Origin of the sequence: Propionicicella superfundia DSM 22317, from assembly GCF_000423465.1 — a bacterium.
Taxonomy (GTDB): Bacteria; Actinomycetota; Actinomycetes; order Propionibacteriales; family Propionibacteriaceae; genus Propionicicella; species Propionicicella superfundia.
The window spans coordinates 705831-724729 of sequence record NZ_KE384021.1; the positions used below are offsets into that span (position 1 = coordinate 705831).

Genomic DNA, 18899 nt, shown 5'->3' on the forward strand with positions numbered 1-18899 from the left:
TTCACCGGGGGAGTGTCACTCCCATCCGAACCAGTAGCGGATCTCGGCCGGGCTCAGCATCTCTGCGGTGCCGAGCTCCTCCTGCGCGATTCGCAGTGCGTCGGCAGGCGGGACGAAGGGCTGGTCCATCTCGGGCCACAGTCGCCGCTGCTTCTCGATTCCCCCCAGGACCGCGTGGTCGTTCTCGATCGCCATCGGGTCGCCGTAGACGCCGACATCGAGACCGAGGGAGGCCGCGTAGAGGAGGGCCGATCCCATCCGATTGCTGACGGCGCGGCCGTGGCGGAGGAGTTCGGTCATCTGCCGGTCGAGGAACCAGGGCTGGGTTCCCTTGTACATGAAGCCCCGCGTGCCGTGGGTGATGACGCGAACATCCTGCTTGACGTAGGCCTTGCGGATCTCCGGATCCCGGTACTCGTCCCAGTACAGGCACACGGTGATCGGCACGTCGCCCTCCACCCGGCGGACGTCGGCGAGCAGGTCCGCGTGCGAGCCCATCAGCCGCTGCTCCTCCCAGCCGTGGAAGGGATAGACGATCACGCTGTTGCTGTCCGGCCGGCGCGGCTCGAGACGGCCGGTGAGCGACTGCAGGTACACCCACGGGGCACCCATGACGATGTGGTCGGTGTGGCCGAGCGCACGCCCGCGCCGGGCGACCGCCCTGGTCCACACGAACTTCTTGAATCCGGGCACGAGCGCCGTGCCGACCGCATAGCCGTCCCACAGGTTCCAGCCGTGCTGCACGAATCCGTCGATTCGAGGCGGACGCGGGGGCTCGTCACCCCAGACGTCCTCTCCACCTTCGAAGAGACCCGCGTAGCGGGCCAGGATGTGCGCGTGACCGTAGAAGTGATTCGCGTGATGCACGGGTCAGCTCCGAAGCGCGTGCCGCAGGGCGTCGATCACCTGGGACTGCTGGTCGTCGGTGAGGTCGGCGAACATCGGCAGGGAGATCTCCTCGGAGTAGAACCGTTCCGCGTTGGGACACATGCCGCGTCGGTAGCCCAGGTCTTCGAACACGGGGTGCCAGTACACGGGAATGTAGTTGACCTGCACGCCGATGCCGGCGGCGCGAAGCTTGTCGAACACCTCGCGGCGGCGCCCGTCGAGGATCCGCACCGGATAGAGGTGCCAGGTGGGATCGACCCCGTCGCGCACGGTGTGCGTGCGGACGCCGTCGATACCGGACAACTCCTCCTGGTAGCGGGCGAAGAGGTCGGCCCGGCGCGCCTTGAACCGGTCGAGCCGCCGCAACTGGCTCAGTCCCAGCGCGGCATGCACGTCGGAGAGCCGGTAGTTCAGACCCCACTCGTGGACCTCCTGGTGCCACGGTCCCTCGTCGGGGTGCCGCATCCGGGAACGGTCGCGGACAAGGCCGATGAAATGGAACTCGTGAACCCGCTGCCCGACGGTCGGGTCGAGGCTCGCGACGGCCCCGCCTTCCGCGGTCGTCATGTTCTTCGTGGGGAAGAACGAGAACGTCGTGAGGTCGGCCAGCGACCCCACGGGACGCCCGTCGTCGGTCGAGCCGATGGAGTGGGCGGCGTCCTCCACCGTCACGGCTCCGACCCCGTGGGCGATCGCGTTGATCTCGTCCATCTCGGCCGGCTGCCCGGCGAAGTCGACGGCGGCGACCACCTGCGTGCGGTCGGTGACCACGGCCGACACCGCGGCCGGGTCGATGTTGGCCGTGCCCTCGTCGATGTCGGCGAAGACGACCTCGGCCCCGAGAGCGAGCGCGCTCGACGCCGTCGCGACGAACGTCATCGGGGTCGTCACGACCTGCGACCCCCGGGTGACACCCGCTCCGGCGTAGGCCATGTGCAGCGCAGCGGTCCCGGACGTCGCGGTGACCACGCGCGCCGCGCCGGTCCGATCCTGCAACGCCTCCTCGAACCGGCTCACCGCCGGCCCGGTGGTGAGCCAGTCGCTCCGCAGCACCTCGGCGACCGCCGCGATGTCGTCCTCGTCGATGGACTGGCGTCCGTAGGGGAGCACGTCAGACCTCGGTCTCGAGGATCCGGGTGATCTCCTCGCCCGAGAACCACTGATCGTTCTTGTCGGACGTGTAGTGGAAGCCCGCCGGGACCTGCTTCCCCTCGGCCGGGGACTCGTAGCCCCAGGTGGCGAGGTCGGGCTGCAGCACGTAGCGGGTGTCGCTGAGGAGCAGCGTCCGGCGTCCCTCCTCGGCCGAGATCATCTCCTCGTGCAGCTTCTCGCCCGGCCGGAGGCCGATCTCGTGCATCGGCGCGCCCGGCGCGATGGCCTGGGCGAGGTCGACGATCCTCATGCTGGGGATCCGCGGCACGTACAGCTCGCCGCCCTGCATCCGGTCGAACGAGTCGAGCACGAACTGGACCGCCTGCGGCAAGGTGATGAAGAACCGCGTCATCCGGAAGTCGGTGATCGGCAGCGACTCTCCCGACGCGGCGAGCTTGCGGAAGAACGGGATGACCGAACCGCGCGAGCCCATCACGTTCCCGTACCGCACGACCGAGAACCGCGTCGGGTAACGGGCCGCGTAGTGGTTGCCCGAGATGAACAGCTTGTCGGCGGTGAGCTTGGTGGCCCCGTACAGGTTGATCGGGCTGGAGGCCTTGTCGGTGGACAGCGCGACGAGCTTCTGGACACCGACGTCGATGGACGCCTCGATGACGTTCTGCGAGCCGATGACGTTCGTCTTCACGAACTCCCACGGGTTGTACTCGGCGGTGTCCACCTGCTTCAGCGCAGCCGCGTGGACGACGTACTCCACGCCGTGCATCGCGCGCATCAAGCGGTGCTGGTCGCGGATGTCGCCGATGAACCAGCGCAGCCGCGGATCGTTGTCGAACAACTGCCTGCACTCGTACTGCTTCAGCTCGTCCCGGCTGAACACCACGATCCGGCGCGGATTGATGTCTGTCAGCAGACGCTTGATCAGCGCCTTTCCGAACGAACCCGTACCGCCCGTGATAAGCACCGACGATCCCGTGAGCAGGCTCATGACCGATCCCTTCTCCGTCTTCGCGTACCGGTCGGGGCTCCAGAGCCTCCCGGCTGATCCTTCTGCGTCGCCGGTCAGATTAACATTCTGCGTCGTGACGAGTGTCCGTACGAGGCCCGCGATGCGCGTGGCGATCCGCGTCGACGCCACTGTGGCCAACGGGGTGGGGCACGTCGTGCGCCAGCTCGCGCTCGCTGAGGAGCTTCGCGCCCGCGGCCACGAGGTGACCCTGCTCGGTGTCAGCGACGTGCCCTGGGCTCTGCGCCAGCTCGCGGCGCGGGGGCTGGGGTTCGTCGCCCCGGCACCGCCCCACGATGTCGGGAGGCAGGCGGCGGGCCTCGGCGCCGACGTGGCGATCATCGACGGCTACGCCGTTCCCGCTGCGACGGGGGAGGCGCTGAGGGCGGCGGGAATCCCGGTCGCGACGATGGTCGACGGCCGTTTCGGGGTCCATCAGCGCGCCGACCTGTACGTCGACCAGAACCTGAACGCCGTCCGGCTGCCGGAGCTGCCTGCCGCCGCGGAGTTCCTGGGCGGTCTCGGCTATGTCCTGCTGCGCGACCAGATCCGCGACCGGCGCGGCGTCGCATCGCCCACATCGGGGACGCCCCGCGTCCTCGTGGTGTTCGGCGGCACAGACGCCTACGGCGGCGCGCGCGTGCTCGTCCCGCTGCTGCTGGCGACCGGCGTGCCCGTCGAGGTGGTCGCCGTCACGGCCACCGAGGCGATCGCCGCCGAGCTCGCGGCGCTGCCCACCGGCGCCGGCCAGTCGATGGACGTGCACGGTCCGGTGGACGATCTCGGCGGGCTGGCCGTGACCTGCCACGCCGCGGTGAGCGCGGCCGGCACCACCGTGTGGGAACTGCTGTGCCTCGGACTGCCGACTGGCCTGGTGTGCGTCACCGAGAACCAGGAGTTCGGGTATCTGGAGGCAGGACGGACGCGCGTCGCCGGGACGCCGGTGTGCGTCCCGGTCGGACGGCTGACCGAGCTGCGTGACGACGCGGCCGGCCGGGCCGAGGCCGTCGGGCGGCTGCGAGGCCTGCTGACCGACGCCCCGCTGCGGTCCGAGATGGCCGCCGCGGCGCGCACGCTGGTGGACGGCGACGGCCGGGTGCGCGTCGCCGACGCGGTGGAGCGTCTCGCAGCCGGCCGGTGAGCGACGGGCGCAGTCGCGCGCGGCACGCTACGTTGCTGGGTATGACCGCCAGTCGCCGTACCCGCGTCGTGATCCAGTCCCGATTGTCGTCCTCGCGCCTGCCCGGCAAGGCGCTCATGTCCATCGCGGGAATGCCGCTCATCGAGCTCGTCGCGCGCAGAGCGTCCCGCACCGGTGACGAGGTCGTCGTCGCCACGAGCGTGGAGGCGTACGACACCCGGATCGCCGATCATCTGGAGCGTGTCGGAATCCCGGTCGTGCGCGGTCCGCTGGACGACGTTCTCGGCCGCTTCGTGATGGCGACCGCCGACCTCGACCCCGACGACCGGGTCGTCCGCCTCACCGGCGACAACCCGATCGCCGACGCGGATCTGGTGCACGAGCTGCTGGACGCGATGGACGCGTCCGGCAATGCGTACGGCCGGGTCGACATCGACCGCGTGCCGGAGGGGCTGGGCGCGGAAGGCTTCTCCGTGCGCGACCTGCGGATCGCCGCCGAGCGCGCGACGGCTGCCTACGACCGCGAGCACGTCACGCCCTGGCTGCGGCGCGAACTCGGCGAGCTGCTGTTCGTGCCGGCGCAGAACCCGGGCGACCCGGTCGCCTATCGCTGCACGACCGACTGCCTCAACGACTACTACCGGATCTCGCGGCTGTTCGACGACGAGCCCGACCCGGTCGGCGTGCCGTGGGGCGCCCTGATCGGCAAGCTCAAGGCCGACGTCGACTCGGCCGGGCCGATGGTGCCCGTCACCGGCCTGCGCCCGCGGACGACGTCCCTGCTGCTCGGGACCCGCAACGTCGGGCGCCTGGGAGCCGATACGAGCCGTGACGGCGCGACCGTGCGCGACGTGTTCGTCAGCGCGGTGAACCGGGGACTGTCACACGACGTCGCCGAGCCCGGGACGGTCGACATCGTGCGGCAGGGCACGCTGCCGGCCCTGCAACAGCGCCTCCGCACGATCCTGCGCCTCCCGGTGCTGGTCGGCGGCCTGTCCGGCAGCGCCCTCCACTACCAGGTGCGCACGGCGGTCGAGAACGGGTTCGCCCACCTCGCTCGCCGGTCGCTGGCGGCGGTGGTCTTCGGATCCGTCGCGAACGCGCTGGACGCCGACGCGACCGCCTGGGCGACGCTCGCGGAATACCGGGCGGACCAGTCGGTGGGCAAGATCGGCGTCTCGCTCGCGTCGCCTGCCGAACTGGGCGCACTCGGGCGGCTTCCGGGCGTCGACCTCGTCGTCGCCGATGTCGCCGACCGGGCCGACCTGGACGGCTACGCGGAGCTCGCGCGTCGCGGCGCGACCCGGCTGGCCGTGATCGGCGCACCGCACGACGAGCGGCTGCTGCACGCCGCGCTCGACGCGGAGTGGGTCGATGCGGTCGTGGTCAACCCGGTCACCGTGGCGCAGCTCGATGCGAGCATCCGCGCGGCGGCCGTCCACAGGTGAGCAGATCCGTTCTCGCGCTTCGGGCGTTGGGCCATTCCGTGTCTCGGGCGCGCGACATTGGGTACGGTTGGGTCTGACAGTCACCCCTGAGTGCTGTAGGTCGCGCGTGCCCGCAGATCGCGGACGCCACGGACGTGCGTGGTCGGCGGAGCCTCGGGGATGCCCAGAAGACGAAGGAGTTTTTCTCGATGACAGATACCCGCTACATCTACGACCTCAGCGAGGGCGACATCTCGCTGAAGAGCACTCTTGGGGGCAAGGGCGCCGGGATCGCGGAGATGAACCGGATCGGGGTTCCGGTTCCCGACGCCTTCACGGTGACGACGCAATCGTGCGTCGCCGCGATGGAGAACGACGGCAACTGGCCCGAGGGACTGGCCGAGCAGGTCGATGCGGCGCTGGCACGGCTCGAGGAGCGCACCGGGCTCAAGCTGGGCGATCCCGACAAGCCGTTGCTGGTGTCGGTGCGTTCGGGCGCGGTCGTCTCGATGCCCGGCATGATGGACACCATCCTCAACCTGGGCATCTCCGACGCATCCGTCCCCGCCGTCGCCGCGCTCGCGGGCAATGAGCGCTTCGCCTACGACTGTTACCGCCGCTTCATCCAGATGTACGGCGAGGTCGTCGAGGGCGTCGCCCCGAACGTGTACGAGGACGCCCTCACCGAGCTCAAGAACGCTCGTGGCGTCGCGCAGGACACCGACCTGACGGCCGCCGACCTGAAGGAGCTCACCGAGACCTTCAAGACGCTGTCCAACGAGGCCCTCGGCGGCGCGTGGACGTCCGATCCTCGCGAGCAGCTCATCCGCGCCATCAACGCCGTCTTCAAGTCGTGGATGAACCCGCGCGCCGAGGTGTACCGCAAGGCGAACGGCATCTCCCGCCGGCTCGGCACGGCCGTCAACGTGCAGCAGATGGTGTTCGGCAACCGCGGCGACACCTCCGCGACCGGCGTCTGCTTCTCCCGCAACCCCGCGACCGGCACCAAGGAGCTCTACGGCGAGTTCCTCGTCAACGCGCAGGGTGAGGACGTCGTCGCCGGCATCCGGACGCCCCGTCCGCTGGCGGAGATGGAAGAGGTCCTGCCGGACGCGTTCCACGAGCTGCTCGACACGATGGAGAAGCTCGAACTGCACAACCGCGACATGCAGGACATGGAGTTCACCGTCGAGGACGGCAAGCTCTACATGCTGCAGACCCGCAACGGCAAGCGGACCGCCGCTGCCGCTGTGAAGATCGCCCGCGAGATGGTGGCCGAGGGGCTTCTCACCAAGGACGAGGCGCTGCTGCGCGTCGAGCCCGCCCAGTTGGACGCCCTGCTGCACCCGGGCATCGACCCCAACAACACTGAGAAGCCGATCGTCAAGGGTCTCCCGGCCTCCCCGGGCGCGGCCGTCGGCGGCGTGTGCTTCTCGGCCGACGAGGCCGCCGAGCGCGGTAACCGCGGCGAGAAGATCATCCTCGTCCGCTTCGAGACGACCCCCGATGACATCCACGGCGTCATGGTCGCCCAGGGCGTCCTCACGGCGCATGGCGGCATGACGTCCCACGCGGCCGTCGTCGCACGCGGCATGGGCATCACCTGCGTGGCCGGTGCCACGGCGATCAAGATCGACCCGGCGGGCAAGAAGGTCACGATCGACGGCGTGGACTACCACGACGGCGACGTCATCACCCTGAACGGCAGCACCGGCGAGGTGTTCGCCGGCGCCCTCACGCTCGTCCCGGCCGATCTCAACGAGGACTTCCTGAGCATCGTCGAGTGGGCCGACGAGACCCGCCGCCTCGGCGTCCGCGCCAACGCGGAGAACTTCGAGGACGCGTCCAAGGCCCGCGAGCTCGGCGCCGAAGGCATCGGCCTGGCCCGTACCGAGCACATGTTCATGGCTGCCGACCGGCTCCCGTCGGTCCGCAAGATGATCCTCGCCGAGAACGAGGAGCAGCGCGCCGCGGCTCTGGAGGAGATCCTGCCGATGCAGCAGGCCGACTTCGAGCAGATCTTCACGGCCATGAAGGGTCTGCCGGTGACCGTCCGGCTGCTCGATCCGCCGCTGCACGAGTTCCTGCCGAACCTCGTCGACCAGTCGCTGCTCGTGCAGAAGCTGGAGCTGACCGGGGCGCCGACCGAGCAGGTCGAGGCCGAGAAGGCGACGCTCGCGCAGGTCAAGCGGTTGCATGAGCAGAACCCGATGCTCGGCACGCGTGGCTGCCGCCTCGCGATGCTGTACCCGTCGATCCCCGAGATGCAGGCCCGCGCCATCATCAAGGCGGCGCTCGCGGTCCTGGATCGTGAGGGCGAGACGGTGGGCGTCGAGATCATGATCCCGCTCGTGGCGTACCAGCAGGAGCTCTCCACGCAGCGCGAGATCGTGACGAAGGCGGTCGAGGAGGAGTTCGAGCTCGCCGGCAAGCGGCTCGACTACACGATCGGCACGATGATCGAGTTGCCGCGCGCGGCCGTGTGCGCCAACGAGATCGCCGAGGTGGCCGACTTCTTCTCCTTCGGCACCAACGACCTCACCCAGACCGGCATCGGCATCTCCCGTGACGACGCCGAGCAGGGCTTCCTCGGGTACTACGTCGACACCGAGGTGCTGGCGGCGAACCCGTTCGAGACGATCGACCAGGACGGCGTGGGCGGTCTCGTGTCGCTGGGCGTGGAGCGCGGCCGTTCGGTCAAGCCCGATCTCAAGACCGGCGTCTGCGGCGAGCACGGCGGCGACCCGGCCTCGATCGAGTTCTTCCACAAGGCGGGGCTGAACTACGTGTCCTGCTCTCCGTACCGTGTGCCGATCGCCCGTCTCGCGGCGGCCCAGGCGGTGCTGAAGAACAAGTAAGCCCGTCGCGGATCTCTCGATCCCCGGCATGTGACCGGCCCGGTCCCCTTCGCGGGGTCCGGGCCGGCCCGTTTTCCCGGCGGCGACGCCCTCGTGACTACGCTCCGGCCGGGAAGCTACCGGGGGACCGGTAGCGTCCTGACCTCGGCGTAGCGAGGCCACGAGGGCGTCGCCGCGTGGCTACGCTCCGGCCGGGAAGCTACCGGGGGACCGGTAGCGTCCTGACCTCGGCGTAGCGAGGTGGGCTTTGGCGTAGCTACGCGAGGCACGTCCGTCCATGGTTCATGGGACGCGCGACGCGTTACGGAATCGTTAGAATCTTGACCGATCTGCTGCGGGCAAGCGGAATCTTATTGTGACTAGTCGGTATCAACGAAGAAACTCATGTTTCTTGAGGGTCGAGTAGTGCATGCGAGACGCCGTCCGCATACGATGGATACACGAAGAGGGGGGTCTTCGTGATGATGGAAGCACACGTTCTACGCAAGGGAGATGTCGACGATGATGTCGACCGTCGAGCATGAAGTACCGGAACTGCGGGAGTTCCTGACCGAGGTCGCCACGGAGCGGACCGTACCGGGCACCGTCGGGGTGGTCGTCCTCCCCGACGCGGACGAGTGGGCGGCACCCCTCGTCCTGGCCGCCGCCGCCGACTGCGACAGTGTCCATGTCTTCGTGACAAGGTCCGATGAGGTGCAGCAGGTCACGACCTGGATCGCTCACCTTCCGCACGCCGACCGGATCCGCGTCCACGCGGCGCACGACCTCGTCGCGGCGATGCCGTCGCTGACCGAGTTGAAGTGCCTGCGGAGCGTGCTCGGGCCGGCGCTCGGAGTCACGCATGTGTATGTCCCGGCCGGGATCGGGCCCGGCTGGCGGCGGTGGCTGGAATGTGGACAGGCCGACGAGCCGCCGATCAACGTCGTGGAGGTCGTCCTGCCGCAGGCAGGAGCGCCCGCCGAGTCCCTGATGGGGGTGTGAAGGTGATGTGGGCCGAAGAACGCGGGCCGGTGGCGGTCGAGCAGATCGTCGCGGCGCGGGATCGTCGCAAGACCGCGCGCCGGCGCATGATCGCCGACCACGGGCTCCCGGTGGTGTGCCTGACGCTCGTCAGCCCGGGTCCTGTGAAGTGGTGGTCCTGGACGGAGCGCGTCTTCGGAGTTGCCGAGGCGGAGTTGCGCCGGGCGTTCGGTGATCGCGGCTGGATGGTGCGCGAGTGGGAGGATCAGCGTCCCACGACCGGGCCCGAGGCGCAGATCGCGGTGAACGCGAGCCCGTGGGAGATCAAGCGTGTCCTGCTGAAACTGGAGGACACCCATCTGCTCGGGCGGCTGTGGGACATGGACGTCATCACGACCGACGGACTGGTGCTCGACAGGGCCAAGATCGGAATCCGCCCGCGGCGCTGCCTGGTGTGCACCACCGACGCGGACACCTGCACCCGGACCGACGCGCATCCCGACGACGCGCTTCTGAAGGCCGTCGACCAGATTCTCGCGCGGGCCGAGGCCACGACGGGGGTTCTGCGCTGAGCCGCTGCGCTCACACTTCGGGAAGGCTTGCCTAACCCGAGTACTGTTCGCGGAATGGAGCACGAGCGCCGCAACGCGCGGGTCTGGAGAGTCAGCGTCGAGGGGTCCGAGCAGGTGAGCTCGGATCTGATACGCGTCAACCTGACGGGTCCCGAACTGGCGGAGTTTCCCGATCTGCCGTTCACCGATCACTACGTGAAGCTGCTCTTTCCGCCGCCCGGAGCGCCGTACGGCATGCCCGTGGACCCCGACGCGGTCCGCGAGGCCTATCCCCGCGAGCTGTGGCCCGTGATGCGGACCTACACCATCCGCTCCTTCGATCGCGGCGCCCGGCGGATGGCGATCGACTTCGTCGTCCACGGAGAGCGCGGGCTCGCGGGTCCGTGGGCGGCCGGGGCCCGGCCCGGGGACGAGATCTCCTTCCGCGGGCCCGGCGGCGCGTGGGGTCCGCCGCCCGTGGCCGACGCCGTGATCCTCGCAGGTGACGAGTCGGCACTGCCGGCCATCGCCGCCGCGCTGGAGCGGCTCGATCCGGGTGTGGGCGCGGTGGTCTTCGCCGAGGTGGGCGACGCCGGCGACGAGTTCGCGCTCCCGGCGCACCCGCGGGCCGAGGTCTGCTGGGTGCACCGGGATCGCGGCGAGTCGCTGGAGGAGACGATCGTGGGGGCCGACCTGCCCGGCGGGGTCGTTCACGCCTTCGTCCACGGCAACGCCGACATGATGCGTCCTGTCCGGAGGCATCTCCTCGTCGAGCGCGGGCTGCCGCGGGAGCGGACGTCCATCTCCGGCTACTGGCGCACCGGGCAGACGGAGGACGTGTGGCAGGCGACCAAGCGCGAGTTCAACGCGTCCCTCGAAGCCGATCTGTAACGCGACGCCTCGGCTGAGGGACAATATCCTCACGAGACTCGGGAGGAACGTCCATGACCGAACGGAACGGGCGCTGGCGCGCCACCTATTCGCCGGGGCCCTGGGTCGTCCTGTCGGGGCCGACGCTCCTCGTGGTGATGCCGCCCGCCGCGCCGAAGCATTCCGAGCTGATCCAGGGCATGTGGGCCTCGGTCGTCGCGTCGGGCAGCGTGTTCGACCTGACCGAGACGCTCACGAGGGTACGCATCGACGCGCTGCCCGACTTCGGCGCCTTCTTCTGGGCCGACGGAGGCATGCGGTCACTGCTGCGCGGCAGCATCGCGGTCCGCGATGCCGACTCGGGTGCCGTCCTGGCGACGGGAGACGGAGTCCAGACCTGGTCCGAGATCGGTCTCGGAGACGTCCTGCGGTTCGACGTCACGATGACGCCGGGGATCCAGGACGGACTCCGGCTGCCGCTCGTCACCGGAGCGGTGACCGCCGGCGAGGTCCATCTCGACTGCACCGACGAGGCGCGGCTGGTCTTCCCCGAGCGATCCGGCGCGGAGCCGGACGAACCGGCGCGCGAGGAGCCGCTCGCGGACGAACCCGTCGCCGAGCCCGCGGACGCCGCCGGTGCGGAGCCGGAGGACGACGACGCCGAGCCCTTCGCGCCGGCCGATCTGGACCTGCCGTCGACCGCTGCGCCCGACCCCGAGCCGACATCCTTCGACACCGAGTACAGCACCCCGTCCGCCCCGGCTCCGTCGACCTTCGACGTCGAGGGCCGGACGGAGCTCCTGCCGACCGCGTCCCTGGAGGTCGGGGCTCCGGTCCCGCAGGCATCACCGTTCGTCGTGCCGCCCCCGCCCGGTGCCGAGGCAGGAGCAGCCCTGCCCGCGAGCACGGCCCTCGGCGCGGCGGCCGCCGCCGGAGTCGCAGCGGCACCGCCCGGTCCGCAGCCCCCGGCGCCTCCCGGCCGGCCCGCGCTTCCCGACCCGGCGGGGGATCCGGGTGGGTGGGGAGCCCCGCCGAGCACGGACATCGCGCCCGGCGGCGCACCGCCCGCGCCGTCACTGCCCGCGGGGGTTCCCGCGCAGGTTCCCTACGGCGTCCCGCCCGGATCCGCGCCTGCGCAGGCATCACCCGAGAGCTCGCCGGTGCCACATCCCGCGCCGGGGGATGAAGGACATCCTTCCGGGCAGCCGTCACCGGCCCAGCCGGGCCGCTGGGAGCCGCTCGGCGCGGCCACACCACCGCCCCCGGGCGTCGCGAGCCCGCCGCCGCAGGCTCCCGCCGGCGGGATCATCTCCGGCCTGCCGTCGTTCGGGACCCCGCCCCCTGCGGTGCAGACGACGGACTCGGCCTCCGAACACGACGGGGAGACGATCTTCGCGACCGGCATAGCGGCCACGCACAAGGCGGGCGTTCCGACCTCGCCCCGCAACGACCTGGTGCTGGCCGCGATGTGCGGCCTGCAGCATCCCAATCCGCCCGACGCCAGGGTGTGCGCACGATGCGGCGGTGCGGTCGACGGATCCTCGCCCCGCCTGGTCGCTCTGCCGGTGCTGGCCGTGCTGCGGGCATCCACCGGACAGTCGGCCGAGGTCGGCGGCGTCGTCCTCGTCGGGCGAGCGCCGCAAGCGACGCCGTCCGAGCACGACGCCGTCCTGCTCAGCGTGCCCAGCCCGAGCCAGGACATCAGCCGCACCCACCTGCGCGTCGCTGCGGTGCAGTGGGAGGTCGTCGTCACCGACCTGCATTCGACAAACGGGACGGTGCTCGTCCGCCCGGGCGAACAGCCGGTGCGGATGGCGCCCGGCGAACCCGTGGCGGTCGGAATCGGAACGATCCTCGATCTGGGCGACGGCGTCGCGATCCGCGTGGACCAACCCCTGTGACTCGCCTCCCGCAGTCAGTCCTGTCTTTGCCCGATCCGCGCTCCTACACTGGTGGATCCCCACAAAGGTGGGACATGCGAGGAGTCGGGAGGCGACCTCAAGCCCGTTAGGCTGGTCCGGTCGGGTTCCTCGGGGGAGGGTTGCAGATGGCGGCGCGCACGCGCAAGAGACTGTGGACCGCGCTGACGGACGCCTGGTCGGGCATCGTCGTCGGTGTGGTCGGCGTCGCGCTGCTGGCTGCGGCCGTGACCTCGCCCGGCTTCTCGGTGGCCGACGTGTCCCTCCACGACGGCGCCGTGTACGTGGTCAAGTCCGAGTCGCGTCTCGTGGGCCAGCTCAACTCCGAGGTCGACGAGCTCGCGACCGCCGTGCGGGCGGCCGACCAGGCGTACACCGTGCTGCAGTCCGGTGACACCGTGCTGTTGCAGTCCACCTCGTCCAACCAGATCCAGCAACTCGACTTCGCCAGGGGCGTCCCGGGCTCGCCGGTCCAACTGCCGGCGGCGGCCTCGGTGAGCCTCGGCAAGGACACCATCGCGGTCGTCAACCCGACCGACGGACGCATGTGGACCGGCGACATCGCAGGCGTGCTCGCCATCGACTTCGCGCAGGCCCCCGCGCAGATCGACCTCGGCGAGGGCGGTCTGGCGACCGTCACCGCACGAGGCCGGGCGATCGGGCTCTCCCTGCGTGACCAGGCCATCGTCCGGCTCGTGGACGGCGAGATCGTCCGGACGAAGCTCCCCTGGCAGATCCAGGCGCCGTACAACGTCCAGCTCAGCGCCGTCGGAGACAAGGCCGTGGTCCTCGACCGCGGCAGCCAGCAGGTGTGGATCGAGGGCGACGCGCAACCCCTCACCGTGCCGGGCGGCGGATCCGCGCAACTGGCGTCCCCGACCGATCAGGTCGTCCAGGGCTCCGAGACCGCGCGGGCGGTGCTGGCCAACGCGTCGGGTCTGGTGGGTGTGGGCAGCAGCCGGCTGTTCTCGCTGGTGAGCGGCGTGAGTGCCACACCGGGCGTGCCACTGGTGGCGAACGGCTGTGCCTACGGCGTGTTCGCGAACGGGCGCTTCGCGAAGCTGTGCTCCGATGGCCAGTCGCAACTCATCGACATTCCGCAGTACGTCGACGGCGACCTGCCCGTGTTCCGCGCCAACCGCGGTGTGGTCGTCCTCAACGCGTCGCGCGTCGGCTACATCTGGATGGTCGACGAGGGCATGAAGCTCATCACCGACTGGAAGCGGGTCACTCCGTCCGAGGCCGAACAGGGCGACGAGGACGACGACCAGGAGACCACAGTCGTCCCGCCCGACCGGGACACCGTCAATCACCCGCCTGTGGCCGTGGACGATCCCAAGCTCGCGGCCCGCGCCGGGCGCACCACGCTGCTGCCGATCCGGGACAACGACTACGACCCAGACGGGGACATCATCACGATCCTGGGGCCGCCCAGCACCAACCAGGGCACGCTCTCGCTCATCCGGGGTGGCACGGCGATCCAGCTCTACCTGCCCGTGACGGCCACAGGCACCGTCACGTTCACCTACACGATCTCCGACGGTCGCGATCGCACGGCCACCGCGACCGCCACGGTGAAGGTCCTTCCCCAATACCAGAGCCGGTCCAACGCGGCGCCGGTGCAGACCACGTCCGACCCCCTCGTCGTGGCGCTCGGCTCCTCGGTCTCAAAACGCGTCCTGCTCGACTGGTCCGATCCCGACGGCGACGATCTCGTGCTCGTCGGCGCCAGGGTCGTCGACGGCGACGACGAGGTCGACTTCACCCCTGAGGGCGTTCTCAACTACCAGGACGTCGGGACGCGGCCCGGGCGCAAGGAGGTGGAGGTCACCGTCAGCGACGGCTACGCCACCACGACCGGTGTGGTCGTCGTCGACGCGCGCAAGGGGAGGGACATCCAGCCTGTCGCCAACGGCGACTACTACTCCACGACAGTGAACCAGGAGATCACGCTCAAGCCGTTGGAGAACGACGTGGGGGCGAATCTGAAGCTCGCCCGGGTCACGCGTGAGGGATCCGACTTCACCGCCGAGGCCAACTACCAGGACAACACCATCCGGTTCACCACCGCGAAAGCCGGCACGTACTACCTCCGCTACGTCGTCACGAACGGCTACGGCTCGACGGGCATCATCCGTGTCGACGTCATCGCACCGGTCGCGCAGAATCGGGCGCCGATCGCCGCGCGCGACGTGGCGCTGCTCCCCGAAGGCGGGTCGGTGCTCGTCGACCCGCTGGCCAACGACGAGGATCCCGACGGCGACGTCCTCGTCATCCAGTCCGTCAGCACGAACCCGGCGCTGACCGTCAAGATGGACCAGCGACACCTGTTGCGCATCAGCGCGATCACCGAACCGTCCGAGCCCATCACCCTGACCTACAAGGTGTCCGACGGCGTGAACTCGGTCACGGGCACGGTCGTGGTGATCCCGGCTCCCTCGGGGGCGAAGGTGACGCCGGTCGCCGTGACCGACGAGATCACCGTCCGGGCGGGGGACACGGCCACGGTCAACGTGCTGCGCAACGACTACTCGCCGATCGGGCTCGATCTGCAGGTGGACACCGAGCTGGTCCAGAGCCCCGGCGTCGCGTGGGTGGACGGCGAGACCGTGCGGTTCACGGCCCCCGGAACCGCCGGCCAGTACCGCGCGGTCTACCGCATCCACGACTCCCGCGGGCAGGAGGCGTCGGCGCAGGTGAAGTTCAACGTCGTCGCGTCCGACGTGGAGAATCAGGCGCCCAAACCCGAGGTGGTGACGGGGCGGGTTCTGGAGAACTCGATCACCAAGATCCCGATCCCGCTGGAGGGGATCGACCCGAACGGCGACTCCGTGCGGCTGCTTGGCCTCAACACCGGGCCGACCCGGGGCCGCATCGTGTCGGTGGGGGAGCGGTGGATCGAGTACCAGTCCTACGACTCCACAGGCACCGACTCCTTCGAGTACCAGGTGACCGACAGCCGCGGCGCTGTGGGCGTGGGCACGATCCGCGTCGGCATCGTCCCGCGGGACTCCGACGTCAACACGCCCCCGGTCGCCGGAGAGGACGTCATCCGCACGCGTCCTGGCCGCACGGTCCGACTCTCGGTGCTGTCCAACGACTCCGACCCCGACGGGGAATCGATCTCGCTGCGCAGCGACGGGCTGCTGTTCCCGTTCGAGGTCGACATCGTCGACGACACCGACCTGACCTTCACCGTCCCGTCCGAGGCCGGCGAGTACAGCGGCCAGTACACGGTGACGGATGCTCGCGGCCGCACGTCCACCGGTGTCGTGCGCGTCATCAGCGATCCCGAGGCGCCGCTGCTGGCTCCGGTCGTGCGGGACGACCAGGTCCTCGCCGGCGACGTCGTGGGCAAGACGGTCGTCGACGTCCCCGTGCTGGACAACGACTACGACCCCGACGGGGCGCAGAGTGCGCTGAAGATCTCCATCCCGGGCGGTGACACCGACACCGCCAGCGTCCCGGACGGGACAGGCACACCGGTCGTGCGCGTCCGGATCGGCCCGACGATGCGGCTTGTCCGCTACGAGGTGACCGACGCCGACGGGCAGCGGGCCTGGGCCGTCATCATCGTGCCGGGTGCGGCCGACATGGTGCCCGCCGCGAAATCGGACGCGCCGGCGCTGCAGGTCGTGGCCGGCGAGACGATCTCGATCGCGCTGGGCGACTACGTCGTCGGCACGCAGGGACGCGTCGTGTCCCTTGTCAGCGAGGATCGCATCTGGGCAACCAACGGGCAGGCGACCGGCGTGGGCCCGCGCACGGTCGAGTTCTCCGCGCGCAGCAACTACATCGGTCCCGCCTCGGTCGTGTTCGAGGTCACCGACGGCCGCAGCGCCTCCGACACGACCGGGAAGAAGGCCGTCATCTCCCTCCCGATCCAGGTGCTGTCCCGGCCGACGGCCGACGGCGGAGGCGACGACGACGCCGACCGGCTCGACAATCCGCCCACCGTGGCCGGGACGATCACCGTCGACATCGGGCAGGGGGAGCCCGAGAAGTCGGTCGAACTCGCCCAGTACGTGTCCGATCCCGACGGCGACGCGATCTCCTTCGAGCAGTTCTCCGGAGGCGACGTGGCCGGTGTCGCGGTCCGGTTCTCGGGTGACTGGTCCGTCGTGTCGGCGACGGCCGAGCTGACGGCGGCCCCGGGGGCGAAGGCCACGTACACGGGTTCGGTCACCGACGGCCGGGGCGGCCGGGCCTCCATCACGGTCGAGTTCGTCGTCGTGGAGTCGACGCGGCCGCGCCCGACCGTGACCGACGACGCCGTCGTGGGCGACCAGGGCCGGCCGAGCGTCGTGGCGGCACTGGCGAACGACCGCAGCAACCTGCTCGGTGACACGACGCTGGTCATCGTCGCCGCCGAGGTCGTCAGCGGCTCGGGGACCGTGTCCCACACCGCCGACGCCGTCACGATCACGCCGGCCGACGACTACGTCGGCGAACTGCGGGTGCGCTACAGCGTCCAGGACGGGACGAAGTCGGTGCGGCGGCAGGTCGACGGGTACGTGATCGTCACGGTCCGCGGTACGCCCAGCCGTCCCGGTGTCGCCGTGCTGAACCAGGTCGGCAACACCACGCTGGACGTGACCTGGAGTGCCAGCGTCCCGAACGGGCACCCGATCCAGAAGTACGTCGTCACGGCCACCGCGCCCGGCAGCACCGTCACGCAGGACTGCGCCGCGACGACCTGCACGATCCGGAACCTGCGCAACGGGTCCAGGTACCGGCTGACCGTGGCCGCGGTGAACGCGCTGGGATCATCCGAATCGTCGGCCGCATCGGCGGAGATGATGCCCGACGTGCTCCCCTCGGCTCCGGCGGCGCCGTCCCTGACGGCCGCGGACGGCCAGATCACCGTGACCTGGTCGGTGCCCGCCAACGAGGGAACCGCGATCGAGTCGTACACCCTGCTCCTCACCGGGGACACGACCGTCCGGGAAGTCATCCGCAGCGGCGAGGCCGCGTTCACCACCCGCACCCACACCTTCACCGGGCTCACCAACGGCACCCAGTACAGCGTGGCCCTGCTGGCGACCAACCAGGCAGGCGACAGCCCCTACGGGCCGGCAGCCTCCGAGGTGCCCGCGGCCCCGCCGAGTTCCCCGACCGGTGTCGAGGCGAGCGACGACTCCTCGGCCATCAACGGGCGTTCGGCCCGGGTGTCGTGGGGCGCGCCGGCGGCGACCAACGGCGCCCCTGTGACGGAGTACCTCGTGTACGCCAACGGCGAGCTCAACACGACCGTTCCGGGGACGCAGACCTCGGCGACCATCGCGCTCAGTGGAAACGGCGATGTCGCGATCGCGGTGTCCGCGCGCAACAAGGCCGGTGAGGGAGCCCGTTCGGCGGGGGTCACCGTGACGGTCTTCGGGGCGCCGAGCGCACCGACCAGCTTCGACTTCACGACCGGAGACCGGTCGGTGACGCTCACCGCCGTGAACGTGCCCGCGAACGGCCGCGCCGGGGATCGCCTCCGGGTACGTGTCGAGCAGGCCGACGGGACCGTGGTGCGCACCGACGACGACGTCGTCCTGCCGTGGAGGGTCGGCGGACTGACCGGCGGGCAGGAGTACCGGTTCGTCGCGTCCGCATGCGCCGGTTCCAAGTGCGGTCCCGAGGGGAACTCGCCGCTCATCGACGTCTACTCCGCGCCCGAGCCGCCACGGCTCCAGGTTGTCGGCGTGACCGCGGCGAACGCGCTGATGGTGCGCTGGACGGCACCGACGGAGGAGCAGGCGAACGGGAACACCTCCGTCGAGACCTACGTGAACTGGGGTGCGGGCGACGTGCGCGTGAGCGGGTACTTCGGCACCACCTGGGCCTCGGAGATCACCGTGGACGCGGCCAGGGACATCACCGCGTACACGATCGGCAACCACGGCCTGCGGTCGCGAGAGGCCGTCGTCCACGTCGAGGTTCCGATGTCCGACCTCACAGTGGCGTCGCGGAGAGTCATCACGTTCACCCTCAGCCACCAGTCCGCCGGTACCGTGTCGTGTGAGGCGAACGGACCGGGATCGTTCCGCCAGTCTTTCGATGTGACGATCCTCGAAGGATCCGGCAGCGGACGGTTCGAGGCGAGTGACGCCCTGGCGGCGGGCGCATGGACCATCACCTGCGGCGTCATGACGCGCTCGGTGAGCGTCCCCTGAGACAGAAG

11 protein-coding genes are annotated in these 18899 nt (G+C 70.2%); 8 read left to right on the plus strand and 3 right to left on the minus strand.

Translation table 11 applies throughout. The features are described 5' to 3' along the window. Positions 1-15 precede the first annotated feature (15 nt). The 3 genes from G555_RS0113140 to pseB are packed head-to-tail and all read right to left on the minus strand — an operon-like array spanning position 16 to position 2986. Positions 16-867, minus strand: coding sequence for a hypothetical protein (locus G555_RS0113140; RefSeq protein WP_028709214.1), 852 nt, complete (start codon positions 865-867; stop codon positions 16-18). 3 nt (positions 868-870) lie between these two features. Then, positions 871-1998, minus strand: a complete 1128-nt coding sequence (locus G555_RS0113145) for a DegT/DnrJ/EryC1/StrS family aminotransferase (protein ID WP_028709215.1) — start codon at positions 1996-1998, stop codon at positions 871-873. Position 1999: 1 nt separating this feature from the next. Further along, complete coding sequence (gene pseB / locus G555_RS0113150) at positions 2000-2986, minus strand: UDP-N-acetylglucosamine 4,6-dehydratase (inverting) (RefSeq protein WP_028709216.1); 987 nt, start codon at positions 2984-2986, stop codon at positions 2000-2002. A gap of 94 nt (positions 2987-3080) precedes the next feature. On the opposite strand from pseB, the gene G555_RS0113155 reads away from it, so the two are divergent. The 8 genes from G555_RS0113155 to G555_RS20005 all read left to right on the plus strand — a co-directional run bounded on the left by G555_RS0113155 (position 3081) and on the right by G555_RS20005 (position 18891). Continuing rightward, a complete protein-coding gene (locus tag G555_RS0113155) occupies positions 3081-4145 on the plus strand; it encodes a PseG/SpsG family protein (RefSeq protein WP_028709217.1) in 1065 nt (354 codons plus the stop codon). A 41-nt stretch (positions 4146-4186) separates the two neighbouring features. Next, on the plus strand, positions 4187-5593 hold the full coding sequence (locus G555_RS21395; protein WP_051209079.1) for a cytidylyltransferase domain-containing protein: 1407 nt from the start codon (positions 4187-4189) through the stop codon (positions 5591-5593). Between the two features lie 188 nt (positions 5594-5781). Beyond that, positions 5782-8430: a pyruvate, phosphate dikinase gene (ppdK, locus tag G555_RS0113165; protein WP_028709218.1), complete on the plus strand. Its 2649-nt coding sequence runs from the start codon at positions 5782-5784 to the stop codon at positions 8428-8430. Positions 8431-8922: 492 nt separating this feature from the next. After that, positions 8923-9411 (plus strand): hypothetical protein, encoded by a 489-nt coding sequence (locus tag G555_RS22380; RefSeq protein WP_028709219.1) that lies wholly within the window; start codon positions 8923-8925, stop codon positions 9409-9411. A gap of 5 nt (positions 9412-9416) precedes the next feature. Beyond that, the gene (citX, locus tag G555_RS19995) at positions 9417-9962 is read left to right on the plus strand and encodes a citrate lyase holo-[acyl-carrier protein] synthase (RefSeq protein WP_245581279.1); all 546 of its coding nucleotides are present in this window, start codon (positions 9417-9419) and stop codon (positions 9960-9962) included. Between the two features lie 54 nt (positions 9963-10016). Next, positions 10017-10832, plus strand: coding sequence for a siderophore-interacting protein (locus tag G555_RS0113180; RefSeq protein WP_028709220.1), 816 nt, complete (start codon positions 10017-10019; stop codon positions 10830-10832). Positions 10833-10885: 53 nt separating this feature from the next. Further along, entirely contained in the window at positions 10886-12712 is a 1827-nt protein-coding gene (locus tag G555_RS23240) for an FHA domain-containing protein (RefSeq protein WP_028709221.1), read from the plus strand. Positions 12713-12858: 146 nt separating this feature from the next. Continuing rightward, positions 12859-18891 carry an Ig-like domain-containing protein gene (locus tag G555_RS20005; RefSeq protein ID WP_036922576.1) on the plus strand — a complete coding sequence of 2011 codons (6033 nt, stop codon included), beginning with the start codon at positions 12859-12861 and terminating at the stop codon, positions 18889-18891. Positions 18892-18899 lie beyond the last annotated feature (8 nt).